This window comes from Bacillus sp. Pc3, from assembly GCF_000815145.1.
In the GTDB taxonomy this organism is placed as follows: domain Bacteria; phylum Bacillota; class Bacilli; order Bacillales; family Bacillaceae; genus Bacillus; species Bacillus velezensis.
Window position 1 is genome coordinate 2,237,062 of record NZ_CP010406.1, and the last position, 18,888, is coordinate 2,255,949.

20 protein-coding genes and 1 riboswitch are annotated in these 18,888 nt (G+C 45.1%); of the genes, 16 read left to right on the top strand and 4 right to left on the bottom strand.

What is annotated here, in order from left to right:
* Positions 1 to 4 precede the first annotated feature (4 nt).
* The 10 genes from SB24_RS10595 to SB24_RS10640 all read left to right on the top strand — a co-directional run bounded on the left by SB24_RS10595 (position 5) and on the right by SB24_RS10640 (position 6,788).
* Positions 5 to 451, top strand: coding sequence for a hypothetical protein (locus SB24_RS10595; RefSeq protein ID WP_015418541.1), 447 nt, complete (start codon positions 5 to 7; stop codon positions 449 to 451).
* 326 nt (positions 452 to 777) lie between these two features.
* Positions 778 to 1,128 (top strand): YxiG family protein, encoded by a 351-nt coding sequence (locus SB24_RS10600; protein ID WP_015418540.1) that lies wholly within the window; start codon positions 778 to 780, stop codon positions 1,126 to 1,128.
* 342 nt (positions 1,129 to 1,470) lie between these two features.
* Positions 1,471 to 1,731: a hypothetical protein gene (locus SB24_RS20425; RefSeq protein ID WP_223255288.1), complete on the top strand. Its 261-nt coding sequence runs from the start codon at positions 1,471 to 1,473 to the stop codon at positions 1,729 to 1,731.
* A 43-nt stretch (positions 1,732 to 1,774) separates the two neighbouring features.
* The gene (locus SB24_RS10610) at positions 1,775 to 2,602 is read left to right on the top strand and encodes a hypothetical protein (RefSeq protein ID WP_033574324.1); all 828 of its coding nucleotides are present in this window, start codon (positions 1,775 to 1,777) and stop codon (positions 2,600 to 2,602) included.
* Positions 2,603 to 2,772: 170 nt separating this feature from the next.
* Positions 2,773 to 3,378: a hypothetical protein gene (locus SB24_RS10615; protein WP_033574325.1), complete on the top strand. Its 606-nt coding sequence runs from the start codon at positions 2,773 to 2,775 to the stop codon at positions 3,376 to 3,378.
* A gap of 1 nt (position 3,379) precedes the next feature.
* Positions 3,380 to 4,225 carry a nucleic acid-binding protein gene (locus SB24_RS10620; RefSeq protein WP_015418537.1) on the top strand — a complete coding sequence of 282 codons (846 nt, stop codon included), beginning with the start codon at positions 3,380 to 3,382 and terminating at the stop codon, positions 4,223 to 4,225.
* A 1-nt stretch (position 4,226) separates the two neighbouring features.
* A complete protein-coding gene (locus SB24_RS10625; protein WP_033574327.1) occupies positions 4,227 to 4,607 on the top strand; it encodes a YxiJ family protein in 381 nt (126 codons plus the stop codon).
* Positions 4,604 to 4,864: a hypothetical protein gene (locus SB24_RS10630; RefSeq protein ID WP_033574328.1), complete on the top strand. Its 261-nt coding sequence runs from the start codon at positions 4,604 to 4,606 to the stop codon at positions 4,862 to 4,864. Before SB24_RS10625 ends, SB24_RS10630 begins: the two co-directional genes overlap by 4 nt.
* A 55-nt stretch (positions 4,865 to 4,919) precedes the next feature.
* Complete coding sequence (locus SB24_RS10635; RefSeq protein ID WP_033574329.1) at positions 4,920 to 5,294, top strand: hypothetical protein; 375 nt, start codon at positions 4,920 to 4,922, stop codon at positions 5,292 to 5,294.
* A gap of 54 nt (positions 5,295 to 5,348) precedes the next feature.
* Complete coding sequence (locus SB24_RS10640; protein WP_033574330.1) at positions 5,349 to 6,788, top strand: DEAD/DEAH box helicase; 1,440 nt, start codon at positions 5,349 to 5,351, stop codon at positions 6,786 to 6,788.
* 30 nt (positions 6,789 to 6,818) lie between these two features.
* On the opposite strand, the gene SB24_RS10645 is transcribed toward SB24_RS10640, so the two are convergent.
* On the bottom strand, positions 6,819 to 8,069 hold the full coding sequence (locus SB24_RS10645; RefSeq protein ID WP_105322167.1) for an MFS transporter: 1,251 nt from the start codon (positions 8,067 to 8,069) through the stop codon (positions 6,819 to 6,821).
* Between the two features lie 171 nt (positions 8,070 to 8,240).
* On the opposite strand from SB24_RS10645, the gene licT reads away from it, so the two are divergent.
* Together licT and bglS are read left to right on the top strand one after the other, a co-directional pair.
* On the top strand, positions 8,241 to 9,068 hold the full coding sequence (gene licT, locus SB24_RS10650; protein WP_015418531.1) for a BglG family transcription antiterminator LicT: 828 nt from the start codon (positions 8,241 to 8,243) through the stop codon (positions 9,066 to 9,068).
* A 235-nt stretch (positions 9,069 to 9,303) separates the two neighbouring features.
* Positions 9,304 to 10,035 carry a beta-glucanase gene (gene bglS, locus SB24_RS10655; RefSeq protein WP_007407782.1) on the top strand — a complete coding sequence of 244 codons (732 nt, stop codon included), beginning with the start codon at positions 9,304 to 9,306 and terminating at the stop codon, positions 10,033 to 10,035.
* A gap of 41 nt (positions 10,036 to 10,076) precedes the next feature.
* Here bglS and citH read toward each other — a convergent pair whose 3' ends face one another.
* On the bottom strand, positions 10,077 to 11,357 hold the full coding sequence (citH, locus tag SB24_RS10660; protein ID WP_039253291.1) for a citrate transporter CitH: 1,281 nt from the start codon (positions 11,355 to 11,357) through the stop codon (positions 10,077 to 10,079).
* A gap of 200 nt (positions 11,358 to 11,557) precedes the next feature.
* Here citH and SB24_RS10665 point away from each other — a divergent pair, with 200 nt between their 5' ends.
* The 3 genes from SB24_RS10665 (at position 11,558) to SB24_RS10675 (ending at position 14,978) form a co-directional block, all read left to right on the top strand.
* A complete protein-coding gene (locus SB24_RS10665; RefSeq protein ID WP_039253294.1) occupies positions 11,558 to 13,609 on the top strand; it encodes a catalase in 2,052 nt (683 codons plus the stop codon).
* A 305-nt stretch (positions 13,610 to 13,914) separates the two neighbouring features.
* A complete protein-coding gene (locus SB24_RS10670; RefSeq protein WP_046341506.1) occupies positions 13,915 to 14,163 on the top strand; it encodes a hypothetical protein in 249 nt (82 codons plus the stop codon).
* 140 nt (positions 14,164 to 14,303) lie between these two features.
* Positions 14,304 to 14,978 carry a DUF3298 and DUF4163 domain-containing protein gene (locus SB24_RS10675; RefSeq protein ID WP_039253297.1) on the top strand — a complete coding sequence of 225 codons (675 nt, stop codon included), beginning with the start codon at positions 14,304 to 14,306 and terminating at the stop codon, positions 14,976 to 14,978.
* Positions 14,979 to 15,024: 46 nt separating this feature from the next.
* Here SB24_RS10675 and SB24_RS10680 read toward each other — a convergent pair whose 3' ends face one another.
* Positions 15,025 to 16,218, bottom strand: a complete 1,194-nt coding sequence (locus SB24_RS10680) for a NupC/NupG family nucleoside CNT transporter (RefSeq protein WP_003150774.1) — start codon at positions 16,216 to 16,218, stop codon at positions 15,025 to 15,027.
* 138 nt (positions 16,219 to 16,356) lie between these two features.
* Positions 16,357 to 16,457, bottom strand: a riboswitch (purine riboswitch).
* A 363-nt stretch (positions 16,458 to 16,820) separates the two neighbouring features.
* Here SB24_RS10680 and SB24_RS10685 point away from each other — a divergent pair.
* The gene (locus tag SB24_RS10685) at positions 16,821 to 17,705 is read left to right on the top strand and encodes a methyltransferase domain-containing protein (RefSeq protein WP_039253300.1); all 885 of its coding nucleotides are present in this window, start codon (positions 16,821 to 16,823) and stop codon (positions 17,703 to 17,705) included.
* A gap of 33 nt (positions 17,706 to 17,738) precedes the next feature.
* On the opposite strand, the gene SB24_RS10690 is transcribed toward SB24_RS10685, so the two are convergent.
* Positions 17,739 to 18,875, bottom strand: a complete 1,137-nt coding sequence (locus tag SB24_RS10690; RefSeq protein WP_039253303.1) for a 5-methyltetrahydropteroyltriglutamate--homocysteine S-methyltransferase — start codon at positions 18,873 to 18,875, stop codon at positions 17,739 to 17,741.
* Between the last annotated feature and the right edge of the window lie 13 nt (positions 18,876 to 18,888).

The following is an 18,888-nucleotide window of genomic DNA, read 5'->3' on the forward strand; positions in this document are numbered from 1 at the left end:
TTAAATGTACTATTTTTATGAAATATCAACTCTCAATGACTATGATTGGGTTGAAAAAGAGTATAAAACAATAGAGGATTTAATATTTGTTATATTAAAAAATATGGAAAATAAACAATACGCAATGTATTCTTACTCTGTTTCAAATAAAGATAGTGATACTTGTATATTCTCAGCGAGCTTAAAAACAAATACTTTGTTTAATAAAAAAATCTCATTTATAAAAACCTCAGCAGAAGAGTACAAGAATACAATAATTGCGCATGAAAATATAATCTTATTGGAAAAAGATGTTGAGTTAAAAGATATATTAAATGGAGCCCCTTTAGCAGAGAAAACAATTATTAAAGATTTACTGGATTATGTTCTTTATCATATAGAAATAACAGATTCCGAGACAATCAGAATAGGATCTAGACATAGAGAAAATATTATAAACATTATTAAATAAAAAATAGATGAGCCTGTTGATCATCTTTTGGTCAACAGGCTTTTTTTAAAAAAATTATAGATAATAAGTGGGTAGGTGATTAGAACTGAGACAGTAAAAGGTGAACAATCGATTGAAACTTAGCTTGAATTCCAGAGCGTCATTCAAATCATTTACTACTAAATTAAAGCTATTAAGTAGAGAACGAGAAGACAGCATGGCCAAAATCGGAGACGGTTGTCTGGAACTTGAAATAACACCGAAAATTGAACTGTAATGAAGAAAAGCTAGAAATTTTCGTGAAGACTTTAAAATCAGATCTCAAAGACTCCAAAGAAAGATAAACGGTGTACAAGACAATTAATGAATGGGTAGATTATATAGACGGAGGGTGCGCTGTCCTTCATTTTGACTTTCATGTGTTTAAAAAAGAGCTTTCACTTAAGATTCAGGTCGTTGAAAATAAAGCCGAATGTACGCATAACATTCTTTTTCAAAATGCAGCATCTGTTTATTTTAGTGCAGATATTGGTGATATGAGATTAGAAAAAATAGATCCTGAAGAATACAATTGGCAAGTATTTGAGATGAGTTACCACCCGGAAGGAATCGGAAATCTATCAAATGCTGTAATTCCGGAGTATCAATCAAATGCTAATTTTCTCATTGACATGAACAGCATGCTGATTGCTGTATAAGCTGAAACAGTTCGCTTTGACGACCAATCATTTTATGCGTATCATCCGAAATCATAAATAAACAAATAAGAGAGGTTCCCAGCCTCTCTTTTCTTACATAATGAAATCGTTCGCGGAGGCAAACATGAACACTCCTTTAAATTTACAAAAAGAATCATTGAGGGCTATAGGGAATCTGAATGTGATTAATCCGCTTAAATACAATTCGATTTATTCATGTGATCTAGTGAGTAAAGATACTTTTTCTCAATTAATGAATGACTTAGAGTTTGGAACCGTTCTGATAGAAGTTATGGAACACCTTCTTTTATTGAAGAATGGAAGAAGAAGGTTGAAAAGAAAATGATAAATATGAATACTGTATCGAAAAAGTTCATTCATATTGAATGTGTCCTAACCAAAGAACAATTGATGGCAGATTACTTATTAGATGAATTATATTTTTTAGCATCGATCAATGATTTTGTTGTTATAATAGCAAATCCTGCCAAAAATAAGTCCTACATGAACCTGAACACTCAAAAGGTTGATGTAACTACTGAAAGTAATGAAAAAATCATTTGGTTTGAATACGATGCAGCAGATTTATATATCATTGATTAATTTAATATAAAATTTCAGGTTCCTATTCAACGGAGTGTTGCTGATGTTAAAACTTACCGCGGAGCGTGTTGGGTCATATGAAAGGGAAAATATCATTTATTTCAATGCGGGTCGGGATGATCAAGTATTTATTGTGTCGGTGCACGATCACAAAGTAATATTGGAGGTTATGAAAGGCAGCTCTCTTTTAATCAAAAAAGAGTTACACGGATTTTCTGAAGATGCCCATTTCTATCTGGTTGATTCGTATGATGACACTATCGTGATCGTTTACCTGGAAAATCATACGTGTCAATTAGCCGTATACTGCGTAAACAGTAATAAAATCAATCCGATTTGTTCTTTTCTATTAAGCGCCAATGTATTTCATCTGGGTGAGGATGGATTATTATGGATCGGATTAACGGACGAGGGTATGTATGATGAGAGAAACCCTCAAGGGAAAGCGATATTTGCTTTTCATACAGAAGACAGAACGTTTTATTTTGAAGACGATTTTAAAGAAATGATGCATGAATGCTATGCCGTACAATCGATCCAATCCGATTTGTATGCTTGTTTCGAGGGAGAGGATTGCTGTGTCATCGGGCATTATCAGATTGAACGTGACAGAATTCGTACTGTTGCAGAATATGTGCTGGACGGCGATCAATACTCCTATTGTGATCAGCTGTCCGTTTCGAAAAATAGGGTGCTTCTGATTCAGAGTCACGAGGATAACCTATTTGCATTTCATGAAGAGAACAAAGGCTTATCAGAGGCTGACGTCATGATACACGGTATTGATAGAAAAAGAGAAACAATGTACAGAGCCGTCCAGGACCGCATGTTTATCTTTAATGATAACGATTTATATTTGGTAAAGTTTTGATAGTTCTGTGCACCCTGAAAATAACTTCTAAGGAAGTGCTCAGTGATAAGAGAAAAGTTAATGGACAAGCTTGGGGAAAACAAGAGGCATTTTTTAATGAAACAAGTGCGTCTGTGTGGCACAGAATACGGCTGTGAGCTTGTGTGTAAACCGTCGAAAAGAGGTACAAGATGCATCCCTTTTTTATAAAGAACACAAAGAAATTGGCGATTTTTCAATCCCAAATATATTCCTTATTTCATGAAAATAAAACGTTGCCCGAACAAGTATTTAAACAACAAAAACATTATTATCTATTCGAGGAATTCCACTGGGTCTTGTCTGAAGAAGGCTGGGAGATGCTCAAAAGTTTGGCGCATCATCATCACGATGAATTTATCTTAATGGCTGTTCTGGAACAACCTGATGATATGAATCGGTTTCACGTGGAATTCGGCTATTTTGACTGGTTAAAGATTCCTTTAAATATAACCGAAGATGAATATCTTTCAATCTTAACTGATTATCCAAAGCACAGTAAAAATGACTGCATAATGAATATTGCATCCCGCGTCGTATGGGCTTCACCGACTTTAAGGTGGGCGATTTACGGAGAGAGAGATTTTGAGATCTGTATTCTAGGCATTGATCAGGAGATTGCGGGAAAAACGTTAGGATCATGGAGGCCCTTAGATAATCTTGTTTTAGACTGGGTATCAGTTGTATTCCCGGATCAGATCGTTCCGGATGAATTTCAAAAAAAGCTCGCCGCGCATTATAAATTCAAGGGGCAATGACATGAAAATAAAAATGAATAAGATACATGACGAATCAATAAAAGGACGTTTCTTCCATTTTGATAATTGCGGGCATCTGTATCTCGGACGGCATCAGAATGACGGGCTTTCGTTTACGATTATCGATGAATTAGGTGATATTCGAGTGATTCATATCGATGAACAAATTCTGTGTGAGGATATTATGCTGTTTCAACAGAGTTTGGCTGACAGGTATGTGTTGATTTACTTTGAATCGCATGAGTATAAAGTGAAGGTATTTTCAGCAGATGGAACAGAACAATGTGCATTTTCTCTGCCTTCAGGGGTTTCATGCAGTCTTTTGGATGAAAAACAAAACCTGTGGATCGGTTTAAGTGATGAAGGTACTTATAGTGATGAAAATCCTGATGGGCACAGTGTGCTGTGCTATTCATTAGATGGCCGGCTGAAGAAAACTCACATTGATCAGCAGCTTTCGGAAATATACGCGCCCGCGGCAGATGACTGCTATGCACTTGCAGAAAAAGACGGACTGATCTACATGCTGTATTACTCTTATACAGTCATTGCTGCGTTTGATGAAACCGACGTGAAACGAGTGTGGATTATTTCTGATAAAGCATATTCCGGGGTTTACGACCAGCTTGCGATTTCAGAAGACGGGTTTTGGGTATGCAAAGATGATCATTCACTGTCTCTCATACCGGCCGATGTCAGTCTGCCGATGCAAGAGGTGACGTGCTGTGATCCGGATGGCGATGAGCTTTCCGGGCATCAGCTGAAGCTGACTGGCAATGCCATTTACGTGGTCTCGAATTCGGGGATTTATAAGCGGGATATCAGTAATTGGAAAGCGGCAAAATGAGATGATGAAATCCAACAGATATTCTTTAAATGATGACGTCATCCGCAACCTGAAATTATACAAAAAAGAATTAGAGGGTCCGCTGCCTTCAGATACAGGGAGATTCGAAGAAGACTTTGAGGGGGCTGCCTGCGCGGGGGATTTTTATGAGTATTTCGCGCTTGTCTGCGGCAGCTTAGATTTTGTTTTGGCGAATAAACAAATGCCTAAGCGCCAGCGTAAAGCCTTATATAAATCCTTTTTTGAGCTGTATCCGCAATATGCGCAGCTGAAAAACGCTTTAACAGATTATCCGGAGCTCAGCCGGGAAATCGGGCGGCACGAACGGGTAAGAGGGCTGTTGGTCAGCATTTTAAACAAGAAAGGCAGGCTTCTGACGTGAAAGAACCCACAATAGCAGAATGTCTGAAGAAGGCTGATCTGATCCTGAACGGTCAAGCGGCGAGGGAAGAAGTGTCGGATTGGGCATGCGAGTACGTGGCTGCAGATGATCCGGAGTTTGAGGATGAAAACGTTTGGGAGATGCTCGTGTATTTGAGCGGGTTTGATCTGAAAGATTCGCCTGATTCGTATCTGCATACGATTGAAGAATTAAAAGATTGGGTGCAGTCATATAAAGAAATTCATGGGGGTTTGTAAGAAAAATTCATTTGAGTCAGACATGCCAATTCAGCTGAAAAAAAGGAGGCACAAAATGGAATGGCACAAACATGAGAAAGCAGTTCTGCTGGGGCCGGATTCGCCGGGTTGTTTTGCATTGACGGAGTTTACGTTCTATAACGGGTATAACGAGTATTATGATAAAATCCCGGTGTTTGAGCTGAAGCTGACTGATGGGCAGTATGATGCCGTGCTGCGGTTTGAGGATGTGAGGGCTGCCCGGCTGGATGATCTTGAAAGCATCACCGACATCCATCTGGATATCAGCCCGGTCGACGGCGGCTGGGAATCGATCCGCTACTATGTCGATGACGGGGAAGGAAGCATGAGCTTTTATTGCGCCAAATGGGTCGTGCTTGACATGAAGAAAAAGCAGTCCCCCGAATGGCCCGGCAAAACGTCAGGGTAAAGCGGCGGCATTTCGCGTATAATGAGGGGAGCCGGACAGAGAAGGAGTTTAGTCATGAATGAGTTTAATGAATATGCGATCAGCCCCGAGATCCGACGGGCGCTGAATGGCTTGCAATACACCGAGCCGACTGAAGTGCAGCGGCGCGTCATCCCCGCCGCGCTGCAAAAAAAAGACCTCGTTGTCAAATCGCAGACGGGCAGCGGCAAAACCGCGGCTTTCGGCATTCCGATCTGCGAGCTTGCGGAATGGGAGGAAAACAAACCGCAGGCGCTGATTTTAACGCCGACCCGCGAGCTTGCGGCGCAGATTAAAGAAGATATCACGAATATCGGCCGTTTCAAACGGATAAAAGCCACGGCGGTTTTCGGAAAAGCTTCTTTTGACAAACAGAAAACCGAACTGAAGCAAAAAAGCCACGTCGTTGCCGGAACGCCGGGGCGTGTGCTTGATCATATAGAAAAAGGGACGCTGCCGCTTGAACGGCTGGCGTATGTGGTGATTGACGAAGCGGATGAAATGCTGAATATGGGATTTATTGAACAGGTGGAAGCCATCATTCAGCATCTGCCGAAAAACAGAGTCACCATGCTGTTTTCAGCGACGCTGCCGGATGACGTCGAGAAGCTGAGCCGCACATATATGAAAGACCCTGAATTGATTGAAGTAAAAGCGGAAGGCCTGACGACAAAAGACATTGAGCATTTTGTCACCAGAACAGAAGAAGAGGACAAAACATCTTTGCTGCGTGATGTCCTGATCACCGAAAACCCGGACAGCTGCATTATATTCTGCCGGACAAAAGAAAGGGTCATTCAGTTAACCGATGAGCTGGACAGGCTGGGCTACCCTTGCGATAAAATTCACGGCGGCATGGTGCAGGAAGACCGCTTTGACGTCATGAATGAATTCAAACGCGGCGAGTTCCGCTATCTCATTGCGACCGATGTTGCCGCCAGAGGAATTGATATTGAAAACATCAGCCTCGTCATCAATTATGATATTCCGCTTGAAAAAGAAAGCTATGTGCACCGCACCGGCCGAACGGGGCGCGCCGGACACCGCGGACTGGCCGTTACGTTTGTGACGCCTTCTGAATCGCGGTTCCTGAATGACATTGAGACATATATCGGTTTCCGCATCCAAAAGCGGGAGGCGCCGTCCGAGAAAGAAACAGCGGAACGGAAAGCGGCTTTTTCGGAAAAACTGAACGCCCGCCCCGATGTCAAAACAGACAAAAGCGAACAGTTAAACAAAGACATCATGAAGCTGTACTTTAACGGCGGGAAAAAGAAAAAACTCAGAGCGGTCGATTTTGTCGGAACGATTGCGAAAATCGACGGCGTTTCAGCCGATGATATCGGAATTATCACGATTTTGGACAACGCATCGTACGTCGAAATTCTGAACGGCAAAGGCCCGCACGTTCTTGACATCATGAAAAATACGACGGTCAAAGGCAAAAAACTGAAAGTCCATAAAGCCAAGAAATAAAAAAGAAAGCCTGCCGCGCGCAGGCTTTTTTTACGCCGTCTCCTCCGGCACGAACGCAAGGATGGCAATGCCGATCACAAATAACAAAATCAGGCTGAACACGGCGGCTGACGAATTTCCGGTCAGCTGGGCGGTGACGGCAATCAAAAGCGGGCCGATAATCGAAGCGAACTTGCCGAAGATATTATAAAATCCGAAAAACTCATTGGCGTTCTGTTTGGGGACAAGCTTTGCAAAGTAAGAGCGGCTCAGCGCCTGAATACCTCCTTGGGAAGTGGCGACAAGCATAGCCAAAACCCAGAAATCAAAAGCGGAATCCATAAAATAAGCATACGTGCAGACAAGCATATACACGCCGATTCCGGCATAAAGCATCGTTTTTCCTTTAAACCGTTCGGCCAGCCGTCCGTACAAAATCGAAAAAGGCGCGGCGACGACCTGAGTGACAAATAAAACAATCAGCAGATTTGCCGCGCTGATGCCGAGGTCAGCCCCGTATGACGTGGACATTGTAATGATGGTGCCGACCCCGTCGATATAGAAGAAATAGGCGAGCAGAAACAAAAACAGCGCCCGGTGCTTCCTGATCTGCTTCAGCGTGCCGGCCAGCCGTTTAAAACTGCTGATTACAAGCCGCGGCTCCCTCTCGATATAATAGCGCTGGCGGACGCGGAGAAGGAGCGGGATCGAAAACAGCCCCCACCATGCCGCCGTAATCAAAAAGGCAATGCGGCCGGCGGCCTGGGCGGACAGCGGAATCACCTCCGCTTGAGCTGAAAGAATCACGGCAATGCTGAGGAGAAAAGGGATCGTACTGCCGATATAGCCCAGCCCAAACCCCCTGGCGGACACCATATTCATCCGCTCCTTTGCGGCCACATCAACGAGAAACGCATCATAAAACACATTAGACCCGGCAAAGCCGATCGTGGAAATTGTATAACAAATTAATAACAGCATCCAAGATTCACCGGGAATCAAAGCCAGCGCGGCTGTGCCCGCCACACCGATCAGAAAAAAGAAGGCAAAAAACCGTTTCTTGCATCCTTTGTAGTCGGCAATCGTTCCTAAGACGGGGCCGAGCATCGCCAAAATAAAAGTCGCGGCGGCAATCGTATAGCCCAAATAAGCGGTGGAATCAGCTGCGCTGACACCGTTTTCCGCCGCCGCGGCTTTAAAAAACAAGGGGAATACCGCCGTCATAATAATGACCGAATAAGCTGAATTGGCCCAATCATACAGCATCCAGCTGCGTTCTTCTTTCGAAAACCGTTTCATCACACACGCTCCTTCCCAAAAACCGGTTCTCTGCATTATATGCGCCGCTGCCTCATCGTTGGACAATGATTTCTGAACGGCGTTTTCTGATTGACCTGGAGATATTGACCTAGTTCAAAAAGGATGTAAAATCAAGGTGTAGCAGGTAAATGGTCAGGCGGGAGGGAGACAGAATTGAAGATTGCGAAAGTCATTAATAATAATGTTGTCAGTGTGCTCAAAGAAGGCAATCAGGAATTGGTTATCATGGGCCGGGGCATTGCTTTTCAAAAGAAAACGGGAGACCCGGTAGATGAAGCCCGCATTGAGAAAGTGTTCACGCTCGATAACAAAGATGTATCCGAAAAGTTCAAAACCCTTTTGTATGATATCCCGATCGAATGTATGGAAGTATCCGAAGAGATTATCAGCTATGCGAAATTACAGCTCGGCAAAAAGCTCAATGACAGCATCTATGTGTCGCTGACCGACCATATTAACTTTGCGATCCAGCGCAATAAGAAAGGGCTGGATATCAAAAACGCCTTATTGTGGGAAACGAAACGGCTGTATAAAGACGAGTTTGCAATCGGCAAACAAGCGTTGGCCATGGTAAAAAACAAGACTGGCGTGTCTCTGCCGGAGGATGAAGCAGGCTTTATTGCGCTGCATATTGTCAATGCCGAGTTGAATGAAGAGATGCCCAATATCATCAACATTACAAAAGTCATGCAAGAGATTTTGAGTATCGTAAAATACCATTTTAAGATTGACTTCAACGAGGAATCACTTCACTATTATCGGTTTGTCACCCACTTAAAGTTTTTCGCGCAGCGTCTTTTTAACGGCACACATATGGAAAGCCAGGACGATTTTTTGCTGGAGACAGTGAAAGAAAAGTACCATCGGGCGTATGAATGCACGAAGAAAATCCAAACATGCATTGAGAGGACGTATGAACACAAGCTCACCAGTGACGAGCTGCTGTATTTAACGATTCACATAGAAAGGGTAGTCAAATAAGCATAATGAAAGCGTTGGCATTTTTTTCTTCATTCACATATGATCTTGTTAGGATTGTTACTGATAAGCAGGCAAAACCTAAATTACAATGAGCGCTGATCATTTCTGTTTGTGCTGATGGTAATTTAGGTTTTTTTAAGATTCATTATTATCATTATTCTGACCGATGTCCCCTTTTAACAGAATCATGTATGATCGATAAAGAAATCGTTTTCAAAGAAAGGGGAATGCCGACATGTTTTATCGTATGAAACGAGTGCTGCTGCTTCTTGTCACTGGATTGTTTTTGAGTTTGTGTGCGATCACTTCTACTGCATCAGCTCAAACAGGCGGATCGTTTTTTGAACCTTTTAACAGCTATAACTCCGGCTTATGGCAAAAAGCAAATGGTTATTCCAATGGAGATATGTTCAACTGCACGTGGCGTGCAAATAATGTATCAATGACGTCATCAGGTGAAATGCGTTTGGCGCTGACAAGCCCGTCTTATAACAAGTTTGACTGCGGGGAGAACCGCTCCGTTCAAACCTATGGCTATGGACTTTATGAAGTCAGAATGAAACCGGCTAAAAACACGGGGATCGTTTCATCGTTCTTCACTTATACAGGTCCAACGGATGGCACTCCTTGGGATGAGATTGATATCGAATTTTTAGGAAAAGACACGACAAAGGTTCAATTTAACTATTATACAAATGGCGCGGGAAACCATGAGAAGGTTGCGGATCTCGGATTTGACGCGGCCAATGCCTATCATACGTATGCGTTCGATTGGCAGCCAAACTCTATTAAATGGTATGTCGATGGGCAATTAAAACATACTGCGACAAGCCAAATCCCGACAAACCCGGGAAAGATCATGATGAACTTGTGGAATGGGATAGGTGTCGATGACTGGCTCGGTTCCTACAATGGTGTAAATCCGCTATACGCTCATTATGACTGGGTGCGCTATACAAAAAAATAATGTACAGAAAAGGATTTCCGCTGGCGGAAATCCTTTTTTAATTAAAACGAAATAATCCCAATCAAAAGCGCCGCAATCGTCATCACAATCGTTGTTCCCACGGCCCATTTAATAGTGAATTTTTGATGGTCGCCAAAGCTGACGCCTGCCATTCCGACCAATAGATAGGTGGATGGCACAAGCGGGCTGAGCAGATGCACCGGCTGGCCCAGCAAGGAGGCTCTTCCGATTTCAGCGGCGTCTATTCCGTAAGCGGAAGCGGCTTCGGCGATGATGGGAAGAACACCGAAGTAAAAGGCGTCATTCGACATGAAAAAGGTGAAAGGCATGCTGGCAATCGCCGTGATCAACGGCAGATGCGGGCCCATGGCATCAGGGATGAGGGAAACGAGAGAATGCGCCATCGCATCGACCATTTTTGTGCCTGAGAGAATGCCTGTAAATATGCCTGCCGCAAACACCATTGAGACAACGTTTAACGCATTACCCGCATGCGCCGAAATCCGTTTCTGCTGCTCTTTGACATTTGGATAGTTGATCATCAAGGCGATGGCGAACGCGATCATAAAAAGAACAGGGATGGGAAGCAGGCTGGTGATCAGCGCGGCCATCAGAGCGACAGTCAGCAGCAGGTTAAACCACTGGAGAGCGGGACGCTTCAGCGGCGCCGCCTCCGGATCAGAAGACGGCGCGTGTTCAATCGAAATGATGCCGAGACGCTTCCGTTCTTTTTTTCCAAGGAGATAAGCAACGGCGAACACCCAGAGAACGCCGGCGATCATAGCGGGAATCAGCGGCGTAAAAACTTCTGACGTGTCCAATTTCAAGGAAGCCAAAACCCTTGCCGTCGGCCCGCCCCACGGAATAATATTCATGACGCCCGAACCGAGCATCGCAATCCCCGCCAGCACCAAACGGTTCATGCCGAGCCGTTTGTAAAGGGGCAGCATTGCCGCAATCGTAATCATATACGTTGTTGTCCCATCTCCGTCCAGCGAAATGGTCATCGTCAGAACCGCTGTGCCGATGGCGATTTTTAACGGATCTCCTTTGACAAGCGATAGGATTTTGGCAATGAGGGGATCAAACAGACCTGAATCAATCATAATGCCGAAATACAGGATGGCGAATAACAGCATGATCCCGGTAGGAGCGAGGTCTGTAACGCCCTGAATCATCATCCCGCCGAGATCTTTGCCAAATCCGCTGATCAGGGCAAACACAACAGGAACGACAATCAAAGCAATAAGAGCGGAAAGCCGGTTAGACATAATAAGATACATAAAGACAATCATCATCACAAAACCGAGTATGGCAAGCACGATATGACCTCCCCTGTTCAACAGCTGTTTTGGTAAGCGTTTTCACATTTTGTTTCTGTGAAAAGGGCTTATTTCAAAATGTGTATGACCGCATATGTAAATACAGACCTAAAATCCTAATGAGCGGATCAGCAGTTTATTTGAAGAACGCCGCGGGTAAATGTGCTGTAGAATGTTTCGTTTTAGAAGGGGGAACTGACATGAGTGATGATCAAAACAAACGAGTAAATGAACACTCAAAGGACGAACAGCTGGAGCAGTACCGGTCTGATAACAGCGGCAAAAAAATGACGACCAATCAGGGGCTTCGCGTGTCTGAGGATGAGCATTCCTTAAAAGCGGGCGTCCGCGGCCCCACGCTGATGGAGGATTTTCATTTTCGTGAAAAAATGACGCACTTTGACCACGAGCGGATTCCGGAACGGGTCGTTCATGCGCGCGGGTACGGCGTTCATGGGCATTTTCAGGTGTACGAACCGATGACGGAATATACACGGGCGAAATTTTTGCAGGACCCGTCTGTCAAAACACCTGTTTTCGTCCGTTTCTCAACAGTGGCGGGCTCCAAGGGGTCAGCCGACACCGTCCGTGACGCCAGGGGATTTGCGACGAAGTTTTATACTGAAGAAGGGAACTATGACCTCGTCGGAAACAATATTCCGGTGTTCTTCATTCAGGACGCGATCAAATTCCCGGATCTCGTTCACGCCATAAAACCGGAACCGCACAATGAAATGCCGCAGGCTGCGACGGCTCATGATACGTTCTGGGATTTTGTCGCAAACAATCCTGAATCCGCGCACATGGTCATGTGGACGATGTCTGACCGCGGCATCCCGCGAAGCTATCGGATGATGGAGGGCTTCGGCGTGCATACGTTCCGTTTCGTCAACGAGAAAGGAAAAGCGCGCTTTGTCAAATTCCACTGGAAACCCGTGCTCGGCGTTCATTCCCTCGTATGGGATGAAGCGCAGAAAATTGCCGGGAAAGATCCCGATTTCAACCGGCGCGACCTATGGGAAACGATTGAAAACGGCGGCAAAGTCGAGTATGAGCTCGGTGTTCAGATGATTGACGAAGAAGATGAATTTAAATTTGATTTCGATATCCTTGATCCGACGAAGCTGTGGCCGGAGGAACTGGTTCCCGTCAAGCTGATCGGAAAAATGACCCTTGACCGCAATCAGGACAATGTCTTTGCGGAAACGGAACAGGTTGCATTCCATCCGGGAAATGTCGTGCCGGGCATTGATTTCACCAATGATCCGCTTCTTCAAGGCCGGCTTTTCTCTTATACAGATACACAGCTCATCCGTCTTGGCGGGCCGAATTTTCACGAGATTCCGATCAACCGGCCGGTCTGCCCGTTCCATAACAACCAATACGACGGCTACCACCGGATGACGATTAATAAGGGCCCTGTCGCCTATCATAAAAATTCCCTGCAGAACAATGATCCGTCGCCGGCCTCAGAAGAAGAAGGCGGATACGTTCATTACCAGGAAAAAGTAGAAGGCAGAAAAATCCGCCAGCGCAGTGAGAGCTTCAATGACTATTTTTCTCAGGCCAAGATGTTCTGGAACAGCATGTCTCCCGCCGAAAAAGAACATATCATCTCCGCGTTCTGTTTTGAGGTCGGAAAAGTGAACAGCAAGGATGTGCAGCAGCAGGTGGTTGACGTCTTCAGTCACGTCGACGCCGGGCTTGCCGAGCGTGTTGCGAAAGGAATCGGCGTGAACCCGCCGCCGAAGGACCGTGAATCTGATGAAACGTTCACTTCCCCGGCCTTAAGCCAGGAAAACACGGTGAAGACGGCAGCGACAAGGCGGGTTGCGGTTTTAACCGACCACGGGTTTTCTGATGAGAAAGTCAAACAAGTGCTTGACGCATGCAAACAGGCGGGAGTCAGAGCCGATATCATCAGTCCTGCGCTGGGAACCGTCAAGGGAGAAAACGGTACGGAGCTGAAAGCGTCAGCCACTTTCCTGACAGCGGATTCCGTCCTGTACGACGCTGTTTTCATTCCGGGCGGAAAACAAAGCACAGACAGCCTCAAAGCCCAAAAATCGGCCAGAGACTTCGTCAACGAAGCTTTCAGCCATTACAAAGCGATCGGCGCCTCCGGTGAAGGAAAAGAACTTCTCGTCCTCGCCGCCGGAACCGAAAGCGGCCCCGGTCTTGTTCCGGACGGAAACCATGAACAATTTCTGAAAGCCGTGGCTGAGCATCGGCATTGGGACAGAAACGTATAAGAATGAAAAAGCGCCTTTGATGAGAGGGGCGCTTTTTTCTTGTGAAAGAATATTGGGAGAAAACGAAATTGCTTCCGTACAAATCCGTACCTTCCGCTGTCCTGGACATTCAGACAACAGTTTTAGAGAGTCAGGGCATGCGCCATTTAAAGCAGGCGGGTTGATGAAATAATATGTTTCACCCTCTTTGGTTTACTTCCGCTCTGTGTTTGTGTATCTTAGGGGTAGATTTTCTGGAGGAGCGATTGATAGTGAAGCCGTTTACCGAAAAACAACTCGAAGAATATTACCGGCGTGACGAAAACATGATGATTTTGGTGTTCGCCCAATGGTGTGTCAATCATGACCTTGATCCGATGGCCATTTACAGCAAGGCTTACCCCGGACAGCCTTTAAACGAAGAGCTGCGAAAAACGGCTGAAGAGCTTGTCGTGCCGAAGGAGGAATCAGAACCGATTCCTGATCAAACCGTCATCGGCGTTTTGGAGATGTTCGGCAACTCCGATTTGGCGGAAGCCGTTTATGAAGCCATTGCACAAAGACCTTCACGGTAAAAGAGGCGTGGATTATCCATGTCTCTTTTTTTCATGGAGAAAATGTGAAAGAAGGCCCAGAAACAATTTGCTGATCTGCGCTGTCTATAGAGTGTAAACCGTTTTCAAAAAGGGAACGGTAATGAAAAGGAGGAGTTGTGATGAAAAAGGTATTCAAAATGATGGCGGCCGTGCTCTTAACAGTGCTGACAGCCGCGCCGTTCGGAGGTTTCGCGCCTTCAGCCGAGGCCGCGCAAACTGCAAAGCCCGTCGTCAAAAGCCAGACGTATAAGCATGTAAAACAGCTGACGTACCCCGAGGTCACAAATACGGGAAACGCATCTTTTGAAAAGAAAATCAATCAGGACTTCAAACGCTATATTGAAAACTCGTACAAAGAATATGTAAAAAACAAAAAAGACGGTGAAAAACAAGGCTACAAAGCGGAATACCAGGCAGATTTCAAGGTGAAGTATAATCAAGGCGGCAAGCTCAGCATTCAGACGGAAAACTACAGTTACACAGGCGGCGCACACGGGCTGACAGCCGTTCAGACCTTTAATTACGACCTGGCCGCAAAAAAACGGGTCACACTCAATGATGTGCTCAATACAAAAACGAAAGCCAACAAAACGAGAGACTATCTTTACGGCTACATCAAGAAACATGACGATCTGTTTGACCAGGACGTCAAAAAACAAGAGATCATCCTCAATAACGAAAGACCTTTCTTCTTTACGAAAAACGGCATTGCCGTTGTGTTTGGACAATATGATCTCGGACCATACGCGGCAGGAATCCGGGACGTTTTCGTGCCTGCATCCGTCTATCAATAAAAAAAGCGATATCACTCCAAAACGGAGCGGTATCGCTTTTTTTATTTTACCAGACAAACAATCCGACAATCGCCGCGCTCAATAAGGAAACGGCAATTCCGCTGACAAGCAGCTTCCAGACGTTTTTCCCGATGATGGCTGATTTTTCACCATCAAGCAGAGATTGATAAGATCCGTAGATCATACCGATTGTGCTGAAGTTTGCGAATGATGTCAGGAATGTCGTAGCCACGGCAATCGTGTGCGGCGGAAGTGATTTCAGCTGCCCTTTCAGATCGGCCATTGCCACAAATTCATTCGTCGCGAGCTTGATGCCCATCAGCTGTGCGACATACATCGCGTCATGTACGCCTAATCCGAGAAGGAAGGCAAACGGACTGAAGATGTATGAGAAAATCTTTTGAATGGTCAAACCGTGCATGAACAGTCCGAGTACGCCGTTTAACGCAGCTGTTAACGCCACATAGCCGATTACCATCGCTAAAATGACAATGACCATGTTCATGCCGACAAGCATACTGTTAGAAATCGTGGAGAAGAAGTCTTTTTTCTCCGCTTTTGAAGGAACGTAAATAATATCATCCTCTTTAGAAACGTCCACGGGATTCAGCATATTGGCGATTAAAAGCGCATTTAAGCAATTCAGCGGGATGGCTGTAAACACATAAGTGGACGGAACCATCGTCAAGTATGATCCGATGATCGAGCCGCTGATGCTGCTCATGCTCATCAGCCCGAATGTCAGAAGCCGATTGTTGCTGACGGCGGCAAGCTGCTGGCGGATGACGGCTAAAGCTTCCGTATTTCCTAAAAACATCATCTGGATGGAGAAAAAGCTCTCCAGCTTCGGCAGACGGGATATTTTAGAAATCAGCCAGCCGATTTTATCAATGAGCCACGGCAGAATACCGAAATACGACAGCATATCAAAGAAGGTCACGACGAAGATAATCGGCAGCAATGCGCTGAAGAAAAAATCAACCGTCGGATTGGCCATGACAGACGGAAAAGCGAACGCAATTCCTTGACTGGCGCAGGAAATCAGCCATGTAAAGAACGCGCCGATCTTCCCGATGACAAAGCCGCCGACTTTTGTCCCTAACATAAACCAAGTAATCAGAAACTCAAAGACGAGGAGCATGACAATCGGACGCCATTTAATCTTCTTCTTGTTGGGAGAACATAAGAAAACAACAGCCATGACAACAATGAGACCGACAATGTTCAATAAAAAGTACATGTGAGCAACTCCTATAAGGGTATTATGGAAATAAAAAAGCTCTTATTCGTCACAAATTCCTGAAAGCCAGAAAGTGTGATAAATAAGAGCCAAAAGAAAAGAATAGACTGACAGCATCATATGCTTTTCACTCGTTCAAATTTATGCAAACTTTCTTGTAGTCTAGTCTTTTACGGCACTAGGTAGAAACAATCAGACCATATTACTGATCATATACAAGAATAACGATATTACATGAGATAGCAGTATTTTATCGTTTCAATTTTTGAAAATCAACCTTTTTAGATATTTTCAAAATAATAAATTTATATTATAAATAAAGAAAATAAAGGATGTTCACAAGTAATTGGATTAAAAAGGTATAAAAAGCCCCCGAAAAACAGTTCCGGTTCATTGTAAAGACGGGATGCAGCTGATAAAATGGATCTGAGGGCACCGCCTTCAAAAGACGGCAGAGAAGGGGTCATTTTCATGATCATTCAGTTCATTCGTTACAGATAATGAGAGGTATAGATAAATAGGTTAAACTTCCAATTTTGCGAGGTTTATTTGTCTATGCCTTTTTCATTTCATCGGAATAACGAATGAATGAGGTGTTTTTATTGACGTCTATAAAAAGAAAACGCGCGGAATTACTGCAATCATGTCAGTCCGTATTCAGGTGTCCGCTATGCCGGTCGGCCATGGCGGTCTCACAATTCCAAAGCTTGATGTGCGGACACGGGCATACATTTGATATATCAAAACAAGGATATGTGAATTTCCTCAATAAATCGGTCAAAACCCGCTATGACAGGCAGCTGTTCGAAGCGAGACGCGCTCTTTTTGACAGCCGGGAATTTTTTGTCCCGGTTCAAAAGGAGATCGCCGCCATCATCAGCCGCATTCAATCTCCGCAAACAAAAACGGCGGCGATATTGGATGCGGGATGCGGAGAAGGCTCTCATTTAGCCGCCGTATGCAAATGGCTTCAGCCCGCTTTTTCCGTGACGGGAATCGGCATTGATCTCTCGAAAGAAGGTGTGTTGCATGCCGCAAAGGCCTTCGGGGATCATTTTGTTTTTGCCGTCGCTGATGTGGCGGATGCGCCGTTTGCCGACAGCTGTTTTGATGTCGTGATGTCTGTTTTATCACCTTGGAATTACAAGGAATGCAGCAGGCTTTTACGAAAGGGCGGCACAGTCATTAAAGCGGTGCCGGGGCGTGATTATTTGAAGGAAGTAAGGGAATTCTTCTTCGGAGACAGTCCTCGGCGGAATGACACCGCCGATTCTGCGGCCGGACGATTCCAAGCGGGCTTTCAAACCTTTGAGCGCAAACGGCTGTGTTACACGAAGACCTTATCGCAGCCTGACCTCGAGCGGCTTGTGAAAATGACGCCCTTAACATGGAAATGTACTGATGAAAGCATCCGGCGGTTTATCAGCCGGAAAGCGGCGGATATTACGATAGATATCGATATTTTAATTGGAAACGGTCCTCTGTAAACAGAAAAGACACGCTGATCGCGTGTCTTTTTTTTATTTCCAGGCTTCACCGGCAATGCTGACGACATGACGAAGTTTCGCCCATTGCTGTTCTTCTGTGATCAGGTTTCCTTCCTCAGTGGAGGCGAATCCGCATTGCGGGCTGAGGCAAAGCTGATTTAGGCTGACATATTGTGAAGCTTCTTCAATCCGGCGTTTAATCGCGTTCTTGTCTTCAAGTTCGCCATGTTTTGATGTAATCAATCCAAGCACAAGCTGAAGATCAGAGCGTTTGACATAGCGGAGCGGTTCAAAGCCTCCGGAGCGGGAATCATCATATTCCAGGAACAATCCGTCAAGGTCAAGCCCGTCAAAAATCGTTTCAGCCGCTGCATCATAGCCGCCTTCAGCCGTCCATGTGGATTGGAAGTTGCCGCGGCAGATATGCATCGTAACCTTCAGATCGTCAGGGCGGTCCTTGATCGCGTCATTAATGGAAGCGGCAAACAGCTTGCGCAGCTCATCCGGCGTTGTGCCGAAATCTTCAATCTGACGAAGCCCCGCTTCAGATAAGAAAACGGCCCATGCGGTGTCATCAAGCTGAAGGTAGCGGCACCCGGCGTCATAGAAAGCTTGAATCGCTTTTTTATACGCTTTTGACACATCGTGCTGAAATTGTTTGTAATCATTCTGGTAGGCCGCTTTTTCCAATTTTCCGCGGAAAAACAGCATATTCGGACTTGGGATGGTCATTTTCGGAACAGCATCGCCGGCAATGCTGTGCAGGAATTTATAATCTTCGAGCATCGGATGCTGAGAAAAATCAATATCTCCCGTTACTTTAATGCCGCGCGCTTTCGTCTGTACGTTGTGAAACTGAATGCCGCTTTCAGGCGTAAATGCCTCAACGCCGTCTAAATTTTCGAGAAAATCAAAATGCCACCAGGCACGGCGGAATTCGCCGTCAGTCACGACATTGAGGCCGGTTTCTTTCTGCTTTTCCACGCTGCGGATGATTTCTCTGTTTTCGATTTCGCGCAGCTGTTCTGCCGAAATCTCACCCGCCGCTCTTTGCAGGCGGGCTTGCTTCACAGCCGCCGGCCGCAGCAGGCTTCCGACCTGATCCGCGCGAAACGGCGGGTTTTTTCTTAGAAGAGTATGCAATGGTTGTTCTGTGTTTTGCTGTGACATGAACGATTCCTTC

What these genes read in the sequence shown, in the direction of transcription:
- SB24_RS10595 (WP_015418541.1), top strand. Translation starts at nt 5, where the DNA reads ATGTACTATTTTTATGAAATATCAACTCTCAATGACTATGATTGGGTT.
- SB24_RS20425 (WP_223255288.1), top strand. Translation starts at nt 1,471, where the DNA reads ATGATAAATATGAATACTGTATCGAAAAAGTTCATTCATATTGAATGT.
- SB24_RS10610 (WP_033574324.1), top strand. Translation starts at nt 1,775, where the DNA reads ATGTTAAAACTTACCGCGGAGCGTGTTGGGTCATATGAAAGGGAAAAT.
- SB24_RS10615 (WP_033574325.1), top strand. Translation starts at nt 2,773, where the DNA reads ATGCATCCCTTTTTTATAAAGAACACAAAGAAATTGGCGATTTTTCAA.
- SB24_RS10620 (WP_015418537.1), top strand. Translation starts at nt 3,380, where the DNA reads ATGAAAATAAAAATGAATAAGATACATGACGAATCAATAAAAGGACGT.
- SB24_RS10625 (WP_033574327.1), top strand. Translation starts at nt 4,227, where the DNA reads ATGATGAAATCCAACAGATATTCTTTAAATGATGACGTCATCCGCAAC.
- SB24_RS10635 (WP_033574329.1), top strand. Translation starts at nt 4,920, where the DNA reads ATGGAATGGCACAAACATGAGAAAGCAGTTCTGCTGGGGCCGGATTCG.
- SB24_RS10640 (WP_033574330.1), top strand. Translation starts at nt 5,349, where the DNA reads ATGAATGAGTTTAATGAATATGCGATCAGCCCCGAGATCCGACGGGCG.
- bglS (WP_007407782.1), top strand. Translation starts at nt 9,304, where the DNA reads ATGTTTTATCGTATGAAACGAGTGCTGCTGCTTCTTGTCACTGGATTG.
- SB24_RS10665 (WP_039253294.1), top strand. Translation starts at nt 11,558, where the DNA reads ATGAGTGATGATCAAAACAAACGAGTAAATGAACACTCAAAGGACGAA.
- SB24_RS10670 (WP_046341506.1), top strand. Translation starts at nt 13,915, where the DNA reads ATGATGATTTTGGTGTTCGCCCAATGGTGTGTCAATCATGACCTTGAT.
- SB24_RS10675 (WP_039253297.1), top strand. Translation starts at nt 14,304, where the DNA reads ATGAAAAAGGTATTCAAAATGATGGCGGCCGTGCTCTTAACAGTGCTG.
- SB24_RS10680 (WP_003150774.1), bottom strand. Translation starts at nt 16,218, where the DNA reads ATGTACTTTTTATTGAACATTGTCGGTCTCATTGTTGTCATGGCTGTT.
- SB24_RS10690 (WP_039253303.1), bottom strand. Translation starts at nt 18,875, where the DNA reads ATGTCACAGCAAAACACAGAACAACCATTGCATACTCTTCTAAGAAAA.